The 19,708-nt window shown below is 67.5% G+C and carries 21 protein-coding genes; 6 read left to right on the forward strand and 15 right to left on the reverse strand.

Features of this window, described 5'->3' with window-relative positions:
* Window positions 1-39 precede the first annotated feature (39 nt).
* The 4 genes from DIE08_RS05550 to DIE08_RS05565 form a co-directional block, all read right to left on the reverse strand.
* Entirely contained in the window at window positions 40-1,155 is a 1,116-nt protein-coding gene (locus DIE08_RS05550; RefSeq protein ID WP_124901237.1) for a poly(3-hydroxybutyrate) depolymerase, read from the reverse strand.
* 169 nt (window positions 1,156-1,324) lie between these two features.
* A complete protein-coding gene (locus tag DIE08_RS05555; RefSeq protein WP_124901238.1) occupies window positions 1,325-1,771 on the reverse strand; it encodes a lysozyme in 447 nt (148 codons plus the stop codon).
* Window positions 1,755-2,633, reverse strand: coding sequence for a DUF2589 domain-containing protein (locus tag DIE08_RS36040; protein WP_260436461.1), 879 nt, complete (start codon window positions 2,631-2,633; stop codon window positions 1,755-1,757). Before DIE08_RS36040 ends, DIE08_RS05555 begins: the two co-directional genes overlap by 17 nt.
* A 15-nt stretch (window positions 2,634-2,648) precedes the next feature.
* Entirely contained in the window at window positions 2,649-3,341 is a 693-nt protein-coding gene (locus DIE08_RS05565; RefSeq protein WP_059685956.1) for a DUF2589 domain-containing protein, read from the reverse strand.
* A 272-nt stretch (window positions 3,342-3,613) separates the two neighbouring features.
* On the opposite strand from DIE08_RS05565, the gene DIE08_RS05570 reads away from it, so the two are divergent.
* Window positions 3,614-4,297 (forward strand): response regulator transcription factor, encoded by a 684-nt coding sequence (locus DIE08_RS05570; protein ID WP_059600102.1) that lies wholly within the window; start codon window positions 3,614-3,616, stop codon window positions 4,295-4,297.
* Window positions 4,298-4,521: 224 nt separating this feature from the next.
* On the opposite strand, the gene DIE08_RS05575 is transcribed toward DIE08_RS05570, so the two are convergent.
* The 7 genes from DIE08_RS05575 to lysA all read right to left on the reverse strand — a co-directional run bounded on the left by DIE08_RS05575 (window position 4,522) and on the right by lysA (window position 10,281).
* Window positions 4,522-4,866: a DUF3088 domain-containing protein gene (locus DIE08_RS05575; RefSeq protein WP_124628100.1), complete on the reverse strand. Its 345-nt coding sequence runs from the start codon at window positions 4,864-4,866 to the stop codon at window positions 4,522-4,524.
* Between the two features lie 76 nt (window positions 4,867-4,942).
* Window positions 4,943-6,130 (reverse strand): cystathionine beta-lyase, encoded by a 1,188-nt coding sequence (gene metC, locus DIE08_RS05580; RefSeq protein WP_124901239.1) that lies wholly within the window; start codon window positions 6,128-6,130, stop codon window positions 4,943-4,945.
* A 49-nt stretch (window positions 6,131-6,179) separates the two neighbouring features.
* Window positions 6,180-6,905, reverse strand: a complete 726-nt coding sequence (locus DIE08_RS05585) for an amino acid ABC transporter ATP-binding protein (protein ID WP_059468348.1) — start codon at window positions 6,903-6,905, stop codon at window positions 6,180-6,182.
* 43 nt (window positions 6,906-6,948) lie between these two features.
* Complete coding sequence (locus tag DIE08_RS05590) at window positions 6,949-7,608, reverse strand: amino acid ABC transporter permease (protein WP_059600099.1); 660 nt, start codon at window positions 7,606-7,608, stop codon at window positions 6,949-6,951.
* Between the two features lie 83 nt (window positions 7,609-7,691).
* The gene (locus DIE08_RS05595) at window positions 7,692-8,492 is read right to left on the reverse strand and encodes a transporter substrate-binding domain-containing protein (RefSeq protein ID WP_124628104.1); all 801 of its coding nucleotides are present in this window, start codon (window positions 8,490-8,492) and stop codon (window positions 7,692-7,694) included.
* A 140-nt stretch (window positions 8,493-8,632) separates the two neighbouring features.
* Window positions 8,633-8,980, reverse strand: a complete 348-nt coding sequence (locus tag DIE08_RS05600; RefSeq protein ID WP_124901240.1) for a hypothetical protein — start codon at window positions 8,978-8,980, stop codon at window positions 8,633-8,635.
* Between the two features lie 62 nt (window positions 8,981-9,042).
* Window positions 9,043-10,281, reverse strand: coding sequence for a diaminopimelate decarboxylase (gene lysA / locus DIE08_RS05605; RefSeq protein WP_059600097.1), 1,239 nt, complete (start codon window positions 10,279-10,281; stop codon window positions 9,043-9,045).
* Window positions 10,282-10,390: 109 nt separating this feature from the next.
* Here lysA and DIE08_RS05610 point away from each other — a divergent pair, with 109 nt between their 5' ends.
* Both DIE08_RS05610 and DIE08_RS05615 read left to right on the forward strand, forming a co-directional pair.
* Complete coding sequence (locus DIE08_RS05610) at window positions 10,391-11,305, forward strand: LysR family transcriptional regulator (RefSeq protein ID WP_059600096.1); 915 nt, start codon at window positions 10,391-10,393, stop codon at window positions 11,303-11,305.
* A gap of 75 nt (window positions 11,306-11,380) precedes the next feature.
* Complete coding sequence (locus tag DIE08_RS05615; protein WP_124901241.1) at window positions 11,381-11,980, forward strand: GNAT family N-acetyltransferase; 600 nt, start codon at window positions 11,381-11,383, stop codon at window positions 11,978-11,980.
* A gap of 102 nt (window positions 11,981-12,082) precedes the next feature.
* Here DIE08_RS05615 and DIE08_RS05620 read toward each other — a convergent pair whose 3' ends face one another.
* Together DIE08_RS05620 and DIE08_RS05625 are read right to left on the reverse strand one after the other, a co-directional pair.
* Window positions 12,083-12,655 carry a DUF4142 domain-containing protein gene (locus DIE08_RS05620; RefSeq protein ID WP_124628110.1) on the reverse strand — a complete coding sequence of 191 codons (573 nt, stop codon included), beginning with the start codon at window positions 12,653-12,655 and terminating at the stop codon, window positions 12,083-12,085.
* Window positions 12,656-13,051: 396 nt separating this feature from the next.
* Window positions 13,052-13,675: an HAD hydrolase-like protein gene (locus tag DIE08_RS05625; protein ID WP_124901242.1), complete on the reverse strand. Its 624-nt coding sequence runs from the start codon at window positions 13,673-13,675 to the stop codon at window positions 13,052-13,054.
* A gap of 202 nt (window positions 13,676-13,877) precedes the next feature.
* On the opposite strand from DIE08_RS05625, the gene DIE08_RS05630 reads away from it, so the two are divergent.
* Window positions 13,878-14,321, forward strand: coding sequence for a GNAT family N-acetyltransferase (locus DIE08_RS05630; protein WP_059685971.1), 444 nt, complete (start codon window positions 13,878-13,880; stop codon window positions 14,319-14,321).
* A 54-nt stretch (window positions 14,322-14,375) separates the two neighbouring features.
* Window positions 14,376-14,594: a DUF1653 domain-containing protein gene (locus tag DIE08_RS05635; protein WP_006751720.1), complete on the forward strand. Its 219-nt coding sequence runs from the start codon at window positions 14,376-14,378 to the stop codon at window positions 14,592-14,594.
* Window positions 14,595-14,696: 102 nt separating this feature from the next.
* On the opposite strand, the gene DIE08_RS05640 is transcribed toward DIE08_RS05635, so the two are convergent.
* The gene (locus DIE08_RS05640) at window positions 14,697-15,908 is read right to left on the reverse strand and encodes a winged helix-turn-helix domain-containing protein (protein WP_124901243.1); all 1,212 of its coding nucleotides are present in this window, start codon (window positions 15,906-15,908) and stop codon (window positions 14,697-14,699) included.
* 344 nt (window positions 15,909-16,252) lie between these two features.
* Window positions 16,253-17,641 carry an MFS transporter gene (locus DIE08_RS05645; RefSeq protein ID WP_124628116.1) on the reverse strand — a complete coding sequence of 463 codons (1,389 nt, stop codon included), beginning with the start codon at window positions 17,639-17,641 and terminating at the stop codon, window positions 16,253-16,255.
* Window positions 17,642-17,972: 331 nt separating this feature from the next.
* Here DIE08_RS05645 and treA point away from each other — a divergent pair, with 331 nt between their 5' ends.
* The gene (gene treA, locus DIE08_RS05650) at window positions 17,973-19,688 is read left to right on the forward strand and encodes an alpha,alpha-trehalase TreA (protein WP_124901244.1); all 1,716 of its coding nucleotides are present in this window, start codon (window positions 17,973-17,975) and stop codon (window positions 19,686-19,688) included.
* Window positions 19,689-19,708: the final 20 nt, after the last annotated feature.

The following is a 19,708-nucleotide window of genomic DNA, read 5'->3' on the forward strand; positions in this document are numbered from 1 at the left end:
GAAGGGGCGGTGACGGCGCGATGGCGGCCGATACGTGGATTACTGACGCGCGGCGCCGAGGCGCTGCACCATCCGCATCACGGCGGCCATCTGCGGCGCGTCGCGGCGGTAGAAGCCGGGGTGGAGCGGATCGGTGCTCGTATAGCCCCAGAAATCCCAGCAGCCGAGCGGATTGACGGCCGATTTTTCGACCTGCGGATAGAGCACGATCAACCGGTTCGTATCGGCAATCTCGTTGTAGCCGACGCCGCGAATCATCTTCTCGCCGACGGCAGCGACGTTCTGCACGCAGCCGTGGAACACCACGTGCACCGCGCAGGCCACGCGCTCGCAGTCGGCCGGTACGTATGCGTAGCCCGTGTCGCCGAGCGACGCGCCGCGCTGCGGATCGAACGCGCGCTGATCGAACTTCAGCAGCTTGCCGCCTGCCTGAGCGGCCGGCGGATTGAGCGGCTTGTCAGGTGTGCCGTAGATCCAGCGCACGATGTCGTGCGCCTGCTGGAAGCCGCAGTTGTCGATATACGGGCTCGCGTTCGCGCTGCATGTGTTGTCTTCGGGGCGGTTCGTGATGAACGCATGCCCGGCGTCCGGCGATTCGCGGTACTGGAGGTTCGCGGCCGGGACCTGCGCGAGCGTGTAGAAGCGCGCGGTCTGGTCGACGACGCGCGTCGACACCACCGTATCCTTCGCGCCGCTGAACACGTAGATGCGCTGACCACGCAGCGCGGCCGGATCGTCGATCTCGCCGCGCTGCGCGAACATGCGCGCGGCGCGCCATGCATCGGCCGCGGATGGCGCGGGGCCGATCGGCTGCATGCACAGCGTGGTGGCGGCCACCGCCGGCGGGATCAACTCGTTCACGCCCGCACAGTAGAACGGCCCGCCCGCCACGATGCCCGCGCCGATCAGCCGGCTCGAGAACGCGACGTCGAACTGCGCGGCCATGAAGCCGCCGGACGACAGCCCCGACACCGACGTGCGCTTGAGGTCGGCGCCGTATGCGGGCAGCGGATCGGCGGGGGCGGCGACGGCGTGCGGCGCGACCGACGCCACTGCGGCAACGGCGACGCATGCGGCGCCGAGCACGCGGCGCAGCGTGCGCGAAACGGTGGAACCGGGCGGCGTCGTGCGGCCGGGCGAGCGAGTGACGTTCATGCGGGACTCCTGTCGTGACGAGTAACGAATGGCGAATGACGAACGGCTGGAACGGATGCGGCAAGACTTCAGCGACGGTTTCAGCTTACGTGCCGCCGACGACGTGCGAAATGGCGCGAACGACATGCGCGGCGACCCGTGACGTTCGGCCGGTGCGGTGCCGCGGCGCTCACGACCTGAACAGCGCGCGCTCGGCCTGGCGGCGCTTGGTGAGCCCCGCGAGCGGCTTGCCGCCGGCCTTGTTCCAGACGAGGAACTGGTCGGCCGCACGCGCGCACGCGCCGGCGTTCAGGTAGCGCAGCAGCGTGGACGAACGCAGCCGTCCCGCGCCGAGATTGAAGACGAACGACATCAGCGCATCGAACTGCTGCTGCGTGACCGGCACGCGCAGCAGCTTGCGCAGGTTCAGCTCGGCGCCGCGCAGGTCGCGCCGCAACAGCGCCTCGGCTTCGGCCGGCGTGAGCGGTCGTGTGAAGCGCTCGTGCGGCAGGATCAGGTGCCCGTAGCCGATCGTCGGCTTGCCGACCGCGTCGAGATAGCGCGCGAGCCGCAGCCCCTCGAACTGCTTGATCAGCGCGATGCCTTGCTCACCGGTGTGTTCAGGCTGGTTCGCCATCGTCGTTCTCCTTGCTGCCCGGCCGTGCGCGCGGCACCAGGCGATGCGTGTATTCGTCGATCACGCGCATGATCGCTTCGGGCGGCGGCAGCGCCGCGAACTGCATTTCGATGTCGATGTGCTCGGTGTCGCGCTGCCGCGCGTTGCCCTGCGCGTCCTTCTTCCCGGAGCGCGGCGCGAACGTCACGTAGAAGCGGCCGCGCTGGTCGTCGTCGCCCGCGACACCGCCGGCCGGCAACGCCTCGGTGAAGTCGCCGCGCACGGTCAGGTGCACGATCATCCGGTCGAGCGCGAGTCCGCGCGGCGTGGCGAGCGCGACGAGCGGCACCGGCATCGTGTGCTCCGCGTCGAGCGCGACCGTGACCTCGCGTGGTGCGAGCAGGCCGTCGTCGCGCAGGTCGAAGAACTGATCGAGCACGGCCGTGTACTGGTGCGCGAGCAGTTGGTTCGCGGCGGCCGCGGCGTGCTGCATCCCGCGCGCGATTTCGTCGAGCGCGATGCCGCGTGGCGGCGGGCGCTCGTCGTCGGCCGGCATGCCCGGCGGCGCCGGTGGGGCGGGCGGAGCGGGGGGCATGCCGCCGGCGGACGCGCCGGGCGCCGCGGTGCCCGGTGCGTCGTGCGTGCCCGGCGCGGCCCCGGCCGGCGAGCCGGAGGCCTCGGGCGGCACGTGGCGCACCGGATCGGCGGTTACCGCCGCCGAGGCACCGGTGCCCGCGACCGTCCCGGTATTGCCGGCCGCCGCACCGGCCGGCGGCGGGTCCGTCGCGTCCGGTTCCGGTCGGGCTGTGCTGCCGCCCGGACGCGTATCCCCATCGTCGTGCCCGCCGTCCGCGCGGCGAGACCGTCTGAAGAGCCTGAACATGGCCGGCCCGCGCGCTTACGCGTGCGCCGGCTGCTGGGCATCCGAACCGGCTCCGGCAGGCGCGGCCGTGCCGCCGCCCGCCGCCGACGCATCGCCGACCAGCTTGCCGTCGGTCGGCGTCGCCGGCAGCGGCTTCACGGCCTTCGCGTTGCCTTCCGTGACGACCGGCTTGGTCGCGGCTTCGGTCAGGAAGTCGATCACGCGCATCAGCGCTTCGGGCGGCGACTGGCGCTTCACCTGCGTATGGATCGAATATTTCGCGCGCGTGTCGGTGCTGCGCGTCTGCTCCGCCTTGTGCGAGACACGCCCGGACACGCTGACGCTGATCGGCCCCCAGCCGAACTTCGCCTGGAATTCGCCGCCGGCCTCGGTCGACGACGACGACTTCTCCGATTGCGTAATCTCCATTTCGAAGTCGATCGTGCCTTCCTCGATCGCGATGATCGGATGGACGATCGCCGCGAGCAGCGGGATGCGCATCGTCTTCTGCACGACGCCCTTCGACACGCCGGCTTCGTCCACCAGCGTCTCGTCGTAGTCGAACTGGACGGCCACGGCCTTGCCGCCCTGGATGCAGACCTGCATCAGGAAATCCGCGTAGCTCTTCGCGGCCTGCGTCTGCGCGCTGATCATCGCCTTTAACGGGCCGGCGATCATTTGGTCCATGGGTAAAGCGTTAATCACTGAGCCGATGAAATTCGCGTCCATGAATAAACTCCTCTTCGTGTTGAAGACAACGGAAATTCGTTGTCTTTATTTACATTAGGAAATTGAAGACGTTTACAAAATATGACGTCGGTCACGTCCGGCGGCCATGGCCGGCCCTCGGCGGGCATCGGTACGCGCGGCGTGGATGAATTAGGCCATTCGTCACGGAGCGACGGGCCTAGTGCGCGGCGGGTAAAAGAGCGGTAAAAAAACGCCGGGTAGGGAAGCAAAAAAACCTAAACCGAGCATCCCGATTTCGAGGAAACCGCGCAATGAACGTTCTGATGATCGATAGCCCGCCGTTATTCGTCGCGGGCGTGGCGGACGTACTGTGTAAACGCGATGTCGACTGGCATGTGTGGTCGGCCCGCCGTCCCGAGGACGTCTTGCGCTTGCGCGACGCGTTGCTGCCCGGGACGGTCGAGGCGATCACGATCGAATGCGACGAGCATGCCGCGCGGCCAAGCTGGCCGAGCGTGCTGAACGAGACGTTCGCCGGCGCGCCGTGGTTGTGCGTGGTGGCCACCGTGTGCCGCCGCACGATTGCCGATGCGCTGCTGGCGGGGGCGGCCGGCATCATCGACCGGCACGCGAGCGCCGACGAGTTCGCGGACGCGCTCGGCCGGGTCGCGGCCGGTGCGATCTACGTGCCGCCCAACGACGGCGGCGCGACGCAGGCGCGCCCGGGCGGCGTGCCGGCCGGGGACGATCGCGCATTCGAGCGTCTCACGCCGCGCCAGCGCGACGTGCTGCGGCTGCTGGCCGAAGGCAAATCGAACAAGCAGATCTGCCGCGTGCTCAACGTCGCGGAAGGCACGATCAAGAATCACCTGTATGCGCTGTTCCGCCAGATCGGCGTGAGCAACCGGACCGAGGCCGCATTGTGGCTCGCACGCCACGTGCCGTCCGAGCCGGCGGCATTCGCGTTCGCGCCCGTCTGCAGTTCGCCCGGCTGAGGCTGGTCGCGGCGGGCCCCGGTGTGTGCCAGCATCCGGTGTCGCGTTGCGTTGAAGTCCATCGGGCCGGACGCGGGGTGCCCGGGCCGGCCATCGGTCGCGGCGAGCCGCGTGACCGAGTACGTCGCACGCGCGCGGCGACGTGCGTGCCGGAAACGGCGAACGGGCCGCGCCTGCCGCGCGCCCCGTTCGGCGCCGCCCGTCGACACCGGGCGCCGGCGTGCTTACGCGACGTGCGCGACGCCGTATTGCGAGGACAGGTAGCGCCGGATATCGGCCGGCGAATCGATGAAGCGGCGGCCGTTGTGTTCGCGAATCCCGACCGCGTCGTCCTTCGGCGCCTGCCCGTCGCCCAGGACGAGCACCGGCGCGGACTGGTTGTCCTCGCCGATCAGCGCGACGATCGGCCGGCGCGGCCGCGGCGCGTCGACGTACTCGACCGAGACGGCGTCGCGCAACTGCGGATAGAAGCTCAGCAGCCCTTCGACGGCAACCGAATCGCCGCAGTAGAACGGACCTTCGGAGTCCTTGAAGAAACCCGGGCGGAGAATGAACAGCGTGTCTTTCATGATGGCCTCGCTATCAGTGGTGGTCGGACGTTGAAAAAAACGGGAGTGCGGGGAGATGCGTGCGACGCGCCCGATGTCAGGCTTCCGCGAGCGCGGCCGCGGCGGCACGCATTCTCGCGAAACCGGCGTCGAGGTCGGCGATCATGTCGTCGGGATGCTCGAGCCCTGCGTGGATGCGCAGCAGCGGGCCGGCTGCCAGCCATGGCGTCGCGGTACGGTGGCGCGACGGATTCGACGGGATGATCAGGCTTTCGAAGCCGCCCCAGCTGTAGCCCATGCCGAAGCACGTCATGCCGTCGAGCAGCGCGCGCACGGCATCGTCGGGCTGCGGATGCAGCACCAGGCCGAACAAGCCGCACGCGCCCGTGAAGTCGCGCTGCCACAGCGCATGGCCGGCATCGCCCGGCCGGGCCGGATACAGGATCTGCGCGACTTCCGGCTGCCGCGCGAGCCATTCGGTCAGCACGTGTGCGTTGCGCTGGTGGCGTTCGAGGCGCACCGACAACGTGCGCAGCCCGCGCAGCGCGAGATACGCATCGTCGCCGCTGACGGTCATCCCGAGCTGCCGGTAGCAGCGCGTGACCTTCTGCGCGAGCGCCTCGGTTGTCAGGATCACGCCCATCAGCACGTCGGAGTGTCCGGCGATGTACTTGGTCGCCGCGTGAATCGACACGTCTACGCCGTGCGAGAACGAGCGGAAATTCAGCGGCGTGCCCCACGTATTGTCGAGCAGCACGACTGCATCGTGCTGGTGCGCGACGCGGCAGATCGCGGGAATGTCCTGCACTTCGAAGGTCAGCGAGCCCGGCGATTCGGTAAAGACCGCGCGCGTGTTCGGCCGCATCAGCGACGCGATGCCGGCGCCGATCGACGGATCGTAGTAGGTCGTCTCGATACCGAGGCGCGCGAGCGTCTCGTCGCAGAACGAGCGGGTCGGGTCGTACACCGAGTCGGCCATCAGCAGATGGTCGCCGGGGTTCAGTACCGCGAGCAGCGCGGTCGTGATCGCGCTGAGCCCGCTCGGCGTGAGCAGCGCGGCGTGCGCGCCTTCGAGGCGTGCGAGCGCCTTTTCGAGCGCACGTGTGGTCGGGCTGCCGTGGCGTCCGTACGCGAGCGGCGTGCCGCGCACCGCGTCGAGCGCGTCGGTGCCGTGAAAGAGCAGCGTCGACTGGCGATACACGGGCGGGTTCACCGGCGAGCCGGGCTGGCCGTGCGCGCGGCCTTCGTGAGCGAGCAGGGTGTCGGTCGAGTGCGGTTGGTTCAAGATGTCGTCCTTTGAAAGTCGGTCAAATCGGAGCGAAGCCGTCGCGCGGTCAGTGCAGGATCTTGTCGAGGAAGTCGCGCGCGCGTTCGGAGCGCGGCGCGGCGAAGAATGCTTCGCTCGCCGCATCCTCGACCACCGCGCCCTGGTCCATGAAGATCACGCGATGCGCGACCTTCCTCGCGAAGCCCATCTCGTGCGTGACGCACACCATCGTCATGCCGTCGCGCGCGAGCTCGACCATCACGTCGAGCACTTCGTTGATCATCTCGGGATCGAGCGCGGAGGTCGGTTCGTCGAACAGCATCGCGACGGGGTTCATCGACAGCGCGCGTGCAATCGCGACGCGTTGCTGCTGCCCGCCCGACAGCTGCCCCGGATACTTGTGCGCGTGCGCCCTCAGGCCGACGCGATCGAGCAGCTTCATCGCGTTCTCGATCGCTTCGTCCTTGCGACGGCCGAGCACCTTGACCTGCGCGAGCGTCAGGTTGTCGGTGATCGACAAGTGCGGGAACAGCTCGAAATGCTGGAACACCATGCCGACGCGTGCGCGCAGTTGCGCGAGTTTCGCGGCGGGATCGCCGAGCCGCATGCCGTCGACGACGATGCTGCCTTTCTGGAATGGCTCGAGGCCGTTGATCGTCTTGATCAGCGTCGACTTGCCGGAGCCCGACGGCCCGCAGACGACGACCACTTCGCCTTTCGATACCGCCGCGCTGCATTCGGAAAGGACCTGATGCTTGCCATACCACTTGGAAACGTTGTCGAGCGTAATCATGGTTGTCCGTGATTGAGGTTCGGGTTGAACGAGGTGCGCATGCTCAATGCGTGGACGGCAGCGAGAGGCGCGTCTCGACGCGGCCCTGCAGCCGCGTGAGCAGCGTACTCAGCACCCAGTAGATCGCGGCGGCCGCGAGGTAGAGCGGCAGCGGTTGAAACGTCGCGGCGATCACTTCCTGCGTCGAGCGCAGCAGCTCGGTGACGGTGATGACGGACACGAGCGACGTGTCCTTGATCAGGCTGATCAGCGTGTTGCCGAGGCTCGGCACCGCGAGGCGCAGCGCCTGAGGGCAGACGATGTAGCGTAGCGTCTGCACATGCGTGAGGCCGAGGCTGTGCGCGGCCGCCCATTGTCCGCGGCCGATGCCGAGGATCGCGCCGCGCATGCTTTCCGACAGGTAAGCGCCGGCGTTGAGCGTCAGCGTGAAGATGCCGGCCGTCGTCGGATCGAGCGTGATGCCGAGATCGGGCAGCCCGTAGTAGACGACGAACATCTGCACGAGCAGCGGCGTGCCGCGCATCAGGCTGACGTAGCCCTGCGCGAGACCGGACGCGAGCCGGTTGCTGCCGATCCGCATGATCGCGACCACGAGCCCGACGACGAGGCCGAGGGCCATCGACGCCACCGCGAACTTCAGCGTGAGCAGCGCGCCCTTCACCATCACGGGCAGGGTTTGAATGACCAGATCGAGTGCTTCCATCGCGTGTCTCCTGATTGTGTGTCGTGTGCGCCGAGGTGGCGGCCGGCCCGCGCGTGCGTGTGCGCGGCCGCGTGACGGCTGCGTTATTGCGCGATCGGTTTCGTCGTGTCCGAGCCGAACCACTGCATCGAGATTTTCTTCAGCGTGCCGTCCTGCTGCAGCGACGCGACCGCATCGTCGATCGCCTTCGCGAACTTCGGGTTGCCCTTGCGGAACGGGATCCCCATGCGGTCCTCGCCGCCGGCGAGCACGGAGCCGGGGCGCAGCGGCAGGTGCGAGTTCTTGATCAGATAGCTCAGCATCAGGCGGTCGTTGACCGCCGCGTCGATACGCCCCGCCGCGAGGTCGCGCAGGTTTTCCGGTGTACCCGGATAGACCTGCAGATCGATCGCGGGCACGGTCTTCACGAGATCGACGTAGTTGCTGCCCATCGTCACGCCGACCTTCTTGCCCTTCAGCTCGTCGAGCGACTTGAATGCACGCGTGTCGTTCTGGCGCTGCAGCAGCTGCGCGGAGGAATACACGTACGGCATGCTGAAGTCGAGCGCCTGCTGGCGCGACGGCGTGATCGCGACCTGGTTGACGATCACGTCGAACTTGCCGGCCTGCAGCCCGGCGAGAATCCCGCTCCATTCGGTCGTGACGAACTGCGGCTTCACGCCGAGCCGTGCGGCGACGGCCTTCGCGACGTCGACGTCGAACCCTTCGAGTTGTCCTTCGGCGTTGCGGTAGTCGAACGGCGGGTAGGTGCCTTCGAGCGCGATCTTCAGCACGCCGGCCTGCTTGACGGTGTCGAGCAGGTCCGCCGCGTGCGATGCGGTGGCCGCCACGCAGAGGAGGGCGGCGGCGAGGCCTTGCTTGAGCGTCGGGGTGAAGGGCTTCATGGTTGTCTCCGGGGTGGTTGTCGAAACGTCGTTGTCGAAAATTCAGGGTGAGCGCGTCCGCGGCGACGGGTGGCGTCGCCGTGGGCGGGAAGCGGGAAACAGTGCGGCGAGAGACGGCGCGAGCCGTGTGCCGCGAGGCGTTACGGCATGCGTTCGCGCACGGTGGCGTAGCGTTGCGCGGCGAAGAGTTCAAGCATCGTGTTCATGAGTGCCCGTGCGGCTTGCGAGTGGGGTAGACCGGCTGCATCGTCGATGCGTGTCCGGTGACGCAAATGCTGAACGACTAAGGGCAATCTTAGTTTTGTCAAAAAGGAAAGTGCTTCCAAAAAAGCATGGACTTTCCACGCGGCGTGGAAAGTTTTTCTCCATGCGTGAAGCACGTTGCATGCGATCTGCTGCGGTTGTGCGGGTTGCGCAGCATCGGGTGCTACGGCGTGGTCGAGCGGTTGCGCCCGAAACGATTGCTGAAAAGCAGAACGGCCAGGCATGCCGGTAGTGGCAAGCCTGGCCGTTGGCGTCCGCCGCGTCGAACGCGGCGCGAAGGCGCGTTTTACTCGAACGTTTCGAGCGCAAGCAGTTCGTCGATCGTCTGCCGGCGGCGGATCAGCCGCGGCGTGCCGCGATCGACGAGCACTTCCGGCGCGAGCGGCCGGCTGTTGTAGTTCGAGGACATCGACGCGCCGTATGCGCCTGCATCGTGCAGGAACAGCAGGTCGCCGATCTGCGGCTGCGCGAGCTTGCGGTGCGTGACCACGCCGCCCGCGTCCTGCGTGAACACGTCGCCCGACTCGCACAGCGGCCCTGCGATCGCGATGTCGACGAGCGGCCGGCCGGCAGGCAGCGCGCCGTCGTGCGTGTGCACGGATACCGCGTGGTAGCTGCCGTACATCGACGGACGCATCAGGTCGTTGAAGCCCGCGTCGATCAGCACGAAGTCGTGCTTCGGCCGGTGGTTCACGGCCTGCACTTCGGTGACGAGCGTGCCGGCTTCCGCGACGAGGAAGCGGCCCGGTTCGATCTCGATGCGCACCGCGTGGCCGAGATGCCGTTCGATCCGCTTGCGCGCGGCGTCCCACTGGCTGAAGTAGTGGCCGACGTCGACGCGCGGCTCGCCGTCTCGATACGGAATCGACAGCCCGCCGCCGGCGGAGATGGCTTCGATGTCGTGGCCGAGCGACGTGACGAGGTCGACCATCGCGTCGCACACCTGCGACAGATGGCCGTAGTCGACGCCCGAGCCGATATGCATGTGGATGCCGACCAGCTTCAGCCCGTACTGGCGCACGATCTCGATCGCGCGCGGTACGTCGTCGATCCAGATGCCGTGCTTGCTCTGCGGGCCGCCGGTGTTGGTCTTGTTGCTGTGGCCGTGGCCGAAGCCCGGGTTCACGCGCAGCCATACACGGTGGCCGGGCGCATGCTCGCCGACGCGCGCGAGCATGTCGAGCGAGCCGGCGTTCACGGTCACGCCGTGCTTCAGCACGGCCGCGAGCGTCGGGCGGTCGATCAGGTCGGCCGTGAACACGACGCCTTCCGGTTCGCCCGCAGGACTGAACCCGGCCGCGAGGCTGCGCTCGATTTCGCCGAGCGACACGGCGTCGACGCACGCACCTTCGTCGCGCATCAGCTTCAGGATATGCAGGTTCGAGTTCGCCTTCTGCGCATAGCGGATCACGTCGAACTGGCGCAGTTGGGCGATGCGGTCGCGGATGACGTCGGCGTCGTACACCCACAGCGGGGTGCCGTATTGCTGCGCGAGCGCCGCGAGCTGGCGGGAATCGAGGGACATGGCGGAAGAATCGGATCGAATGAACGGATAGCGTGAATGATGCGCCTGAACGTCTATACAGTAAAATGCCTGTTTTTCGAGATTCTATTCATTTTGGATATAGGTGCTCATGCTCACACACCGGCACATCGAGGTCTTCCGCGCGCTGATGGTCACCGGCAGCACGACGCGTGCGGCCGAGATGCTCTATACGTCGCAGCCGACGATCAGCCGCGAGCTCGCGCGCATGGAGCAGGTGATCGGCTTCGCGCTGTTCGAGCGCTCGCACGGGCGGCTGCGGCCGACGATGGCCGCGCTCACGCTGTTCGACGACGTGCGGCTCGCGTATGTGGGGCTCGAGCGCGTCGCGGCGACGGCCGCGCGGCTGCGCGAGTTTCGCGACGGGCAGTTGTCGGTGATCGCGCTGCCGGCGTTTTCGCACGCGATCCTGCCCGGCGCCTGCCGGCGTTTCCATGACGCGCATGCGGGCGTCAGCGTGTCGGTCGCGACGCAGGAGTCACCCGTGCTCGAGGAGTGGCTGACCGCGCAGCGCTACGATCTCGGGCTGACCGAACACGACATCGCGCCGGCCGGCACGGTCCTCACGCCGTTGCTCGAAGTCGACGAGGTGTGCGTGCTGCCCGACGGCCATCCGCTGCTCGCGCAACGCGCGATCGATCTCGCGGATCTCGCCGATCGCCCGTTCGTGAGCCTGTCGCTGAACGACCCGTACCGGATCCTGATCGACGAGGCATTCGCGCAGCTCGGCGTCGCGCCGCGTTCGATCGTCGAGACGCCGTCGGCCGTGTCGGTGTGCGCATTCGTGCGGCAGGGGCTCGGCGCCGCGATCGTCAACCCGCTGACCGCGCTCGATTTCGTCGGGCGCGACCTGCACGTGCGGCCGCTCACGCGCTCGTTTCCATACCGCGTCAGCGTGATCGTGCCCGAGCACCGGCCGAAGAGCCTGCTCGTCGACGCATTCGCCGACGCGCTGCGCGGCGAAGCGCACGCGATTCGCCAGCGGCTCGCCGCGCTGCCCGGCTGACGCCGGCCGTATGATGGGCGTTTCGCTGCGCGGCGGGTCATCCTCCGCGTCATCTTCATGGAAACGGAACCGGACATGACGGACGCATCATCTTCCCTCGAACAACCGACGCTCACCGGCGAGCGCATCGTACTGCGGCCGCTCGAGGCATCCGACCGGCAAGCGTTGCTCGATGCGGCGGCGGACGGTCGGTTGTGGAACCTGAAGGTCACGGTCGTGCCGGGCGAGGACACGGTCGACGCCTATATCGACACGGCGCTGCAAGGCCGCGCGGCCGGCACCGTGATGCCGTTCGTGATCGTCGATCGCGCGTCGGGCCGCGCGATCGGCAGCACGCGTTTCTGGAAGATCGACCGCAAGAATCGCAAGCTCGAGATCGGTCATACGTGGCTGAGCGAATCGGCGCAGCGCACGCGTGCGAATACCGAGGCGAAATGGCTGCTGCTCTCGTACGCGTTCGACACGCTGCACTGCGTGCGCGTGCAGTTCACGACCGATGAACTGAACGAGAAGTCACGCGCGGCGATTCTGCGGCTCGGCGCGAAGCAGGAAGGGATCGTGCGTCACGAGCGGATCATGCCCGACGGCCGCAAGCGCAATTCGGTGCGCTTCAGCATCATCGACGACGAATGGCCGGACGTGAGCGAGCGGTTGCGCGCGAAGCTGGCGACGTAACGCGAACCGGGGAGGCGCTGGCGTCGCGCCGCCGAAAGGGGGGCGGCGACGCGACGAGCGGGGAAGAGAAGCACCGCGCGCGATGCGCGGTGGGGCATCGCGTTACTGTGCCGATGCGAGGTGGTGACGCTGGGCGAGCTTCTGCGCGTCCGCGTAGTGCGCCTGCAGGATCGGCAGCGCCTGGCGTGCGACTTCCTTCAGCTTCGTGTCGCGGCCCGAAGCGATTTCGGCCTGGAATGCCGAGATCGTCTTTTGCTGGCCGGCGAGCGCGACCTGCTCGATGTATGCCTTGTCGAATTCCGCACCGCGCAGGTTCTTGATGCCGTCCAGCACGGCCGTGTCGGGATCGTTGGCCGGCACGTCGACGCCGCGCGGGCTGGCCGCGCGCATCGCCTGGATGATCTTCTCATCGTCGGTCGACACGCGCTGCGCGAACGCCTTCACCTGGCTGTCCGACGTGCGCGAATTGGCGATGCGTGCGGCATCGTGCTGCGTCGACACGGTTTTCGTGCCGTCGGTGATGAAAGTCTGGTCGGCTTCGTGGATGCGCGTTTGCGTGGCGGCGGCCGGTGCGGCCGGCGCCGGTTGCGCGGTTTGCGCGGTCGCCGTCACGGCGACGAGAAGCAGGCCAGCGGCAGACAATGCAAGGCGCGAGACTTGGGGAAAGCGGTTCATGGGACCTCCTTTCAATCGGGGCTCTGATTAACGGGCGGATCGGGTGATCCGCAGCTGTGCGAGAGACCGGGCGCGCCCGGGCCGGACTCGGTGGCCGCTCTGCCGCGGCGGCGTTCGAAGTGTTTCCCGGCCCGACTGATTCTAGGAGACCGCTCAGGTAGCAGGTGCAACCGCGCTGTGGTTTGTGTAACGGTTGGTAAGACGAATCGATGTGTGTGCGCGCGGGCAGGTAGAGCGTACCTGTCGCGCGCATCGTGGCGGAAATTTTTGCGTGCGCGGCGTGCATGCAATGGCTGCGATGTGTGCGCGTGTCATCGGCGTTTCATCGTCTTGCGGGCAGAGCGCGTTGGTTGCTTCGCGATCCGTCGAATCGAACGCGCGATTCGCGCTGCTTCCTCACACGCGGTCGAGCAAGGCGTCGAGATGCGGCAGCAATGGCGTCGCGCAATGCGCCTGCAACGCATCGGCGGCCGTGTAGCCCCACGAGACGCCCTGGAAGGCGATCCGCGCGCGGCGTGCCGCTTCGGCGTCGCGGATTTCGTCGCCGACGTACAGCACGTCGGCGGGCTGCATGCCCGCTTCGCGCACGAGCGCGCGCAGCCGGCGTGCCTTGCCGAAAAGCGGAATGCCGCACGCGAACGTATCGACGCATCGGCTCGCATGCGGGCCTAGCCGGTCGCGCACGATGTCCTCGCTGTTCGACGTCGCGATCGCGATGCGGATGCCGCGCGCGGCGAGCGCGTCGAAGGTCGAGTCGACACCCGGGAACAGCTTCACGTGCGCGATGCGTGGCCGCATCAGCCGGCGCATGTCGAGCGTCACGCGCGGCACTTTCCACATCGGCACCTCGAGCGCGCGAATGATCTCGCGCGCCGACATGCCGCGTAGCGCCGGGCGCAGGTCGGCCGTCGCGTCGCGAAAGCCGTGCATGCGCGACGCTTCGGTCAGCGCCGCGAGAAAGCAGTCGAGCGAATCGGCGAGCGTGCCGTCGAAGTCGAACGCGATGAGTCGATAGGGCATGAAGCGATGCTGCGAGTTCATTGAGCCGGTGACGATATCACCGAATCGAGCCGCGTGGCCCGTGCGATCGGTTGTGCCCGTGGCGAGGCGAGACGAGATGGAGGAGCAGACGCCGGAGCGCGTCGCGCGGCGTTCGGTTGCCTCGGCTGTTCGAGTCGCGCTATCGTTGCTGCTCCGCCCCCGACCCGACCGGAGAGCCGACGTGCCCGCAGCCACTCCCGCCACGCTGAGATTTTCCACCGACAAGCGCGAACTCGACATCGACGCGATCTTCGATTTCCTGCACCGGGACGCGTACTGGTCGCAGGGCATTCCGCGCGACGTCGTGGAGCGTGCGATCGACGGATCGCTGTGCTTCGGCGCGTATGTGGGCGACCGGCTCGTCGGGTTCGCGCGGCTCGTGACCGACCACGCGACGTTCGCGTACCTGTGCGACGTCTTCGTCTTGCCGGCCGACCGCGGCAACGGCTATGGCCGCGCGCTGATCGACCACGTATTCGCGCAGCCGATGGTGCGCAGCCTGCGCCGCATCATGCTCGTGACGACCGACGCGCACGAACTGTACCGGCCGGTCGGCTTCGGGCCGTCCGCGAATCCGGAGCGGCTGATGGAGATTCGCCGCCCCGACATCTACGCGAAACGCTGACGCGCGGCGAGCGCATACAATACGCGCTTTCGTTTTGCCGAAGGGAAGCAGATCATGACCGAACAGGAAGCCGAACAACTCGCCACGCATCGTCACTACAAGGGCGGGCTGTATCGCTACATCGGCGTCGCCCGTCATTCCGAAACCGAGGAATCGGTGGTGGTGTACGAGCATCTGTGGCCGCATGCGCGCGGCCTGTGGGTGCGGCCGGAAGCGATGTTCAACGAGAACCTGCCGGACGGCACCCCGCGCTTTCGCAAACTGCGCGACTGAGCCGTGGCAGGTGGCAGGTGGCGGCAGACGGGCGCGCCGCCGCGCAATCGCAAGCGGCGCGCGCGTCGCTGTTGCCCGTCGCGCGGCGCGGCTCCGCCGGTCTTACGCGCCGGCCAGCGCCTTCGACAATTCGGGCGGCGCGTGCGCGACCGCCACCTCCGGCGTCCCATGCCACGCCGCCAGCCGTTTCACGGCTTTCGCGACGTCGGCCGCGAGCCCCGTGCCGAACCGCACGCCCGGCTCGACATGCACCGCCTTCAATTCGAACGTGCCGAGCGCGCGATGCGCTTTCGCGTCGACGCGCCCGATCAGCCGGCCGCGATGCAGCACCGGCAGGCAGAAATAGCCGTAGCGCCGCTTGTGCGCGGGCGTATAGCACTCGATCGTGTAGTCGAACCCGAATAGCGTCGACGCGCGCCGCCGGTCCCACACCACCGGATCGAACGGCGACAGCAGCGTCGTGACGGTCGAGCGCAGCGTATCGGCCGCGGCGGCCGGCAGCAGCGCTTCGAGCGAGCGATGCACGTAGGCCGGCTCCTTCCAGTCCGCGATCTCCACCGGAATCAGCTCGCCCGCATCCGCGAGCCGCTCGAGCTCCGCGCGGTACGAACGGCGCGGCAGCCGGTAGTAATCGGCCACCCAGTCCGCGCGCACGACGCCGAGCGCGCGGCACGTGTAGTCGAGCAGCGCGGGCAGCACCGCGTCGCGCGGCGGCAGGTCGCGTGCATCGTCCCAGCCGGGCAGCACGCGCTCGCGCACGTCGTAGATCCGCTGAAAGTTGCGGCGTTCGGACACCATCAGGTCGCCGGTCGTGAACAGCACCTCCAGGTGCTTTTTCTCGGGCTTGCGGTCCCACCACCCGTTGCCCTTCGCGCCGTCTTCGCGAATGAAATCCGCCGATCGCACCGGGCCTTCGTCGCGAATTCGCGCGAGCATGCGGTCGATGTCCGCGCGATTCTGCTCGTGCCATTCGGCCGCGTATTTCCAGCCCATTCCCGACGGATCGAGCATCTTGTAGCGCATCAGCCCGAATTGCTCGACCGGCAGGAAGCACGCCTCGTGCGACCAGTATTCGAACAGGCGCGCCTCGGCGAGATGTTCGTCGAGCCACTGCGGGGCGAAGTCGCCGAGGCGGCTGAACAGCACGAGATACGGGCTGCGCGCGACGACGTGAATGGTATCGATCTGCAACTGCGCCATCCGGCGGATCGTGTCGAGCACGTCGGCCTTGGTGGCCTTGCGGCGGGGCGGGGTCAGCAGGCCCTGCGCGGCGAGATGCAGCGCGCGGGCGGCGGCGGGCGAGAGCGTAAGCATCGGAACGGCGGCTGAGGGTGGCAGTCGGGCACCACTTTAGCGCGAAAGCGGCGCACGTGTGCGACGCATGCACGCGACGCTTCTGACAATGCTTGACAGATGCGCGGCGCGACTTTCCCTATAGTGCAGTCATGGCGCGACGAAATGTGCGCGCAACGATTCGGCTTCCGACGCACATATGTCCATGGCACGCAGGAAGCAGATCAGGGAATCTCAACCCCCAATGAGAGACCCGGAGCCCTGAGCGGACATCCATGCGGCTGTGCACCGGCCCCGTGTGGATGTCCGCTGATTTTTTTTGTTTTCCGGTTGTTCCGCTGCCAGCCTTTTCCCGGACAGCCTGTTTATTGCCGCTTGCCGCGCGCGACTTCATCGCCGGCGCCGGGCGGCAGCCGTCGCGTGATCGGAATCGACGCGAACGAACACAGCCCGACCACGACGAACGCGGGCCAGAAATCCGACCACACCATCGTCTGATGTCCCTGCAGCCAGTGCGACACGTGCAGCACGAGGCCGGCGACCGTCACGCCGAGCCCGAGCGACATCTGCTGCACGACACTGCCCAGGCTCGTCGCGCGGCCTGCATCGGCCTGCGAAATATCCGCGTAGATCATCGAATTCAGGCTCGTGAACTGCAGCGCGGGGAAGATGCCGCCGACCAGCACGATCGTCCAGATCGCCCAGGTCGCCATGCCCGGATGGAACACGCCGTAGGCGGCGATCGCGAGTCCGGCGAATGCGGCGTTGTAGATCAGCACCGTGCGAAAACCGAAGCGGCGCAGCGTATGCGTGGCCGTCGAGCGGCTCACCGCGCCGCCGAGCGCGGATGCGCAGGTGATCAGCCCGGAGTGGAACGCGCTCATCCCGAGGCCTTCCTGGAGCGCGAGCGGCAGCAGGAACGGCACCGCGCCGAGGCCGATGCGGAACAGCGACCCGCCGACCACGCTTGCGTGATAGGTCGGGATCTTCAGGAAACTGAGATCGAGCACCGGACGCGCCTTGCGGCGCGCGTACGGCACGTAGAGCGCGAGCATCACCGCGCCGGCCACGCACATCAGGAGCGCGTTGCCGCGCGACGTGAGCGAGCCGTCGATCAGCGTGAGGCCCATCAGCAGCAGCGCGGCGCCGCTTGCCGACAGCAGGAAGCCGAACCAGTCGAGCGGGCCGGGATCGGGCTCGTGTGTGTTCGCAATGTGCTTGCTGGCGAGGTAGATCCCGTAGATGCCGATCGGCACGTTGATGAAGAAGATCATCCGCCAGTGCAGATAGGTCGTGATGAAGCCGCCGACGAGCGGCCCGAGCGTCGGCCCGAACAGCGCGGGAATCGCGAGGTAGTTCATCGCGCGCACGAGATCGGAGCGCGGCACCGCGCGGAAGATGATGATCCGGCCGACCGGCACCATCATCGCGCCGCCGACGCCCTGCACGAAGCGCGCGAACGTCAGCACGCCGAGTGAGTTGGAGGCCGCGCACATCAGCGAGCCGGCGACGAAGATGCCGATCGCGGTGCGGAAGACGGCGCGCGCGCTGAAGCGGTCGGCAAGCCATCCGCAGATCGGGATGAATACGCCGAGGCCGACCACGTAGGCCGTGATCGCAATGTTCAGTGTGACGGGATTGTGCCCGAAGTCCCTCGCCATCGCGGGCAGTGCGGTGACGATGATGTTCGCGTCGACGCTTTCCATGAACAACGCACAGGCAACGATGAGCGGTGCTAGAAAGACGGGCGACATGGGCAGGGCGCGCGGTAAAGACGCCATTATGCCCACAATGTGGTCGTTGCGTCACGCGAGACAATGGTTGTTCCGCATGTTGCAACAGTCGTTCCTGTTACCGCGCGTGAAAGAAGGAACGACTGCGGTGCCGGGTGCGGTTCGTGACACGGCACATGACGTGCGCTCGCGGTGGCCGCCTCGAAACTTGCGTGCGTTGCGCGTTTCGTGCGACAGTCGGAACTCATCTGCGTAATACAACGACGCGCATCGATCGACGGCCATCGCGACGAGCGCACGCGCGAACGAGACCCCTGCCGAACCATTCATCATCGAAAGGAGGGGACACGTCATGACGTCACGTCGTGCCGCATCGACCGCATCGCATCCTGCCTCGCATCCGTCCGTTCCCGCGCCGCGTCTGCGCTGGGCCGCCGTCCTTGCCGTTGCTTACCTCGCCGTCACCGGTTGCGCGGCGCAGGCCGACAGCGCAAATCAAGCCTCGATGCAGGCGGCCAGCCAGTCCGCCGCGCCCGCCACGGCGACGCTCGCGAGCCCGGCTTCCGGCACGCTGCTGCCGCCACCGAGCCAGCTCTACGGCGACTTGTTCGTCGCGGTGCAGACGGCTCAAATCTATCCCGATCAGAAGACCTTCGTCGACGCGACGCCCAACACCGATCCGGCGACGATCGTACAGTTGTATCAGCAACAGAAGTCGCAGCCGGGCTTCTCGCTGAAGGCGTTCGTCGACCAGCACTTCACGCCGCCGCCGGAAGGCGGGGTCACGCCACCCGCGAACCAGACGCTGCGCCAGCACATCGACTGGCTGTGGCCGCAGCTCACGCGCACCAGCATGACGGTGCCGCCGTACAGCTCGCTGATCGCGATGCCGAAGCCGTACGTCGTGCCGGGCGGCCGCTTCCGCGAAGGCTACTACTGGGATACCTATTTCACGATGCTCGGGCTGCAGGTGTCGGGGCGCGAGGATCTCGTCGACGACATGCTCGACAACTTCGCGTATCTGATCGACACGATCGGCCACATCCCGAACGGCAACCGCACGTACTACGCGAGCCGATCGCAGCCGCCGTTCTTCGCCTACATGGTCACGCTCGCCGCGCAAGCCGAAGGCGACAAGGTCTACCAGAAATACCTGCCGGCGCTGCGCAAGGAGCATGCGTACTGGATGCAGGGCGAAACCACGACGCCGCGCGGGCAGGCGGCGCGCAACGTGGTCGCGATGCCGGACGGCGCGGTGCTGAACCGCTACTGGGACGCGAGCGACACGCCGCGCGACGAGTCGTATCTCGAGGACGTGACGACCGCGAAGGCGGTGCCGAATCGCCCCGCGAACGAGGTGTACCGCGACCTGCGCGCGGGCGCCGAAAGCGGCTGGGACTACAGCTCGCGCTGGTTCGGCGACGGCAAGACGCTCGCGACGATCCGCACGACGTCGATCGTGCCGGTCGACCTGAACAGCCTGATGTTCCATCTCGAGACGACGATCGTGAAGGGCTGCGCGGTCACGCGCGACATCGCGTGCGTGGCGGATTTTTCCGGCCGGGCGGCGCGGCGCGCGGCGGCGATCAACCACTATTTGTGGAATCGCCGCGGTTATTACGGCGACTACGACTGGCAGTTGCGCAAGCCGCGCGACGGCGTGACGGCGGCCGCGCTGTATCCGCTGTTCGCGGGTGTCGCATGGCCCGAACGCGCGAAGGCGACCGCGCGCGAGGTGCGCAAGACGCTGCTGCAACCGGGCGGCCTCGCGACGACGACCGAGAACACCGGCCAGCAATGGGACGCGCCGAACGGCTGGGCGCCGTTGCAGTGGATCGCGATCGACGGACTGCGCCGCTACGGCGAACCGGCACTCGCGAAGGACATCGGCACGCGCTTCCTGGCCGACGTGAAGCATGTGTATGCGACCGAAGGCAAGCTCGTCGAGAAGTACGTGGTGGAAGGGGCCGGCGCGGGCGGTGGCGGTGGCGGCGAATATCCATTGCAGGACGGCTTCGGCTGGACCAACGGCGTCACGCTGAAACTGCTCGGCCTGTATGGCGAGTGACGGGCCGCGTGCGTTGCACG

This window comes from Burkholderia sp. Bp9004 (assembly GCF_003858025.1).
In the GTDB taxonomy this organism is placed as follows: Bacteria; Pseudomonadota; Gammaproteobacteria; order Burkholderiales; family Burkholderiaceae; genus Burkholderia; species Burkholderia diffusa.

Coding starts and splice junctions, on each gene's coding strand:
- DIE08_RS05550 (WP_124901237.1), bottom strand. CDS start 1,155: ATGAACGTCACTCGCTCGCCCGGCCGCACGACGCCGCCCGGTTCCACC.
- DIE08_RS05555 (WP_124901238.1), bottom strand. CDS start 1,771: ATGGCGAACCAGCCTGAACACACCGGTGAGCAAGGCATCGCGCTGATC.
- DIE08_RS36040 (WP_260436461.1), bottom strand. CDS start 2,633: ATGTTCAGGCTCTTCAGACGGTCTCGCCGCGCGGACGGCGGGCACGAC.
- DIE08_RS05565 (WP_059685956.1), bottom strand. CDS start 3,341: ATGGACGCGAATTTCATCGGCTCAGTGATTAACGCTTTACCCATGGAC.
- DIE08_RS05570 (WP_059600102.1), top strand. CDS start 3,614: ATGAACGTTCTGATGATCGATAGCCCGCCGTTATTCGTCGCGGGCGTG.
- DIE08_RS05575 (WP_124628100.1), bottom strand. CDS start 4,866: ATGAAAGACACGCTGTTCATTCTCCGCCCGGGTTTCTTCAAGGACTCC.
- DIE08_RS05585 (WP_059468348.1), bottom strand. CDS start 6,905: ATGATTACGCTCGACAACGTTTCCAAGTGGTATGGCAAGCATCAGGTC.
- DIE08_RS05590 (WP_059600099.1), bottom strand. CDS start 7,608: ATGGAAGCACTCGATCTGGTCATTCAAACCCTGCCCGTGATGGTGAAG.
- DIE08_RS05595 (WP_124628104.1), bottom strand. CDS start 8,492: ATGAAGCCCTTCACCCCGACGCTCAAGCAAGGCCTCGCCGCCGCCCTC.
- DIE08_RS05600 (WP_124901240.1), bottom strand. CDS start 8,980: ATGCCTGGCCGTTCTGCTTTTCAGCAATCGTTTCGGGCGCAACCGCTC.
- lysA (WP_059600097.1), bottom strand. CDS start 10,281: ATGTCCCTCGATTCCCGCCAGCTCGCGGCGCTCGCGCAGCAATACGGC.
- DIE08_RS05610 (WP_059600096.1), top strand. CDS start 10,391: ATGCTCACACACCGGCACATCGAGGTCTTCCGCGCGCTGATGGTCACC.
- DIE08_RS05615 (WP_124901241.1), top strand. CDS start 11,381: ATGACGGACGCATCATCTTCCCTCGAACAACCGACGCTCACCGGCGAG.
- DIE08_RS05620 (WP_124628110.1), bottom strand. CDS start 12,655: ATGAACCGCTTTCCCCAAGTCTCGCGCCTTGCATTGTCTGCCGCTGGC.
- DIE08_RS05625 (WP_124901242.1), bottom strand. CDS start 13,675: ATGCCCTATCGACTCATCGCGTTCGACTTCGACGGCACGCTCGCCGAT.
- DIE08_RS05635 (WP_006751720.1), top strand. CDS start 14,376: ATGACCGAACAGGAAGCCGAACAACTCGCCACGCATCGTCACTACAAG.
- DIE08_RS05640 (WP_124901243.1), bottom strand. CDS start 15,908: ATGCTTACGCTCTCGCCCGCCGCCGCCCGCGCGCTGCATCTCGCCGCG.
- DIE08_RS05645 (WP_124628116.1), bottom strand. CDS start 17,641: ATGTCGCCCGTCTTTCTAGCACCGCTCATCGTTGCCTGTGCGTTGTTC.
- treA (WP_124901244.1), top strand. CDS start 17,973: ATGACGTCACGTCGTGCCGCATCGACCGCATCGCATCCTGCCTCGCAT.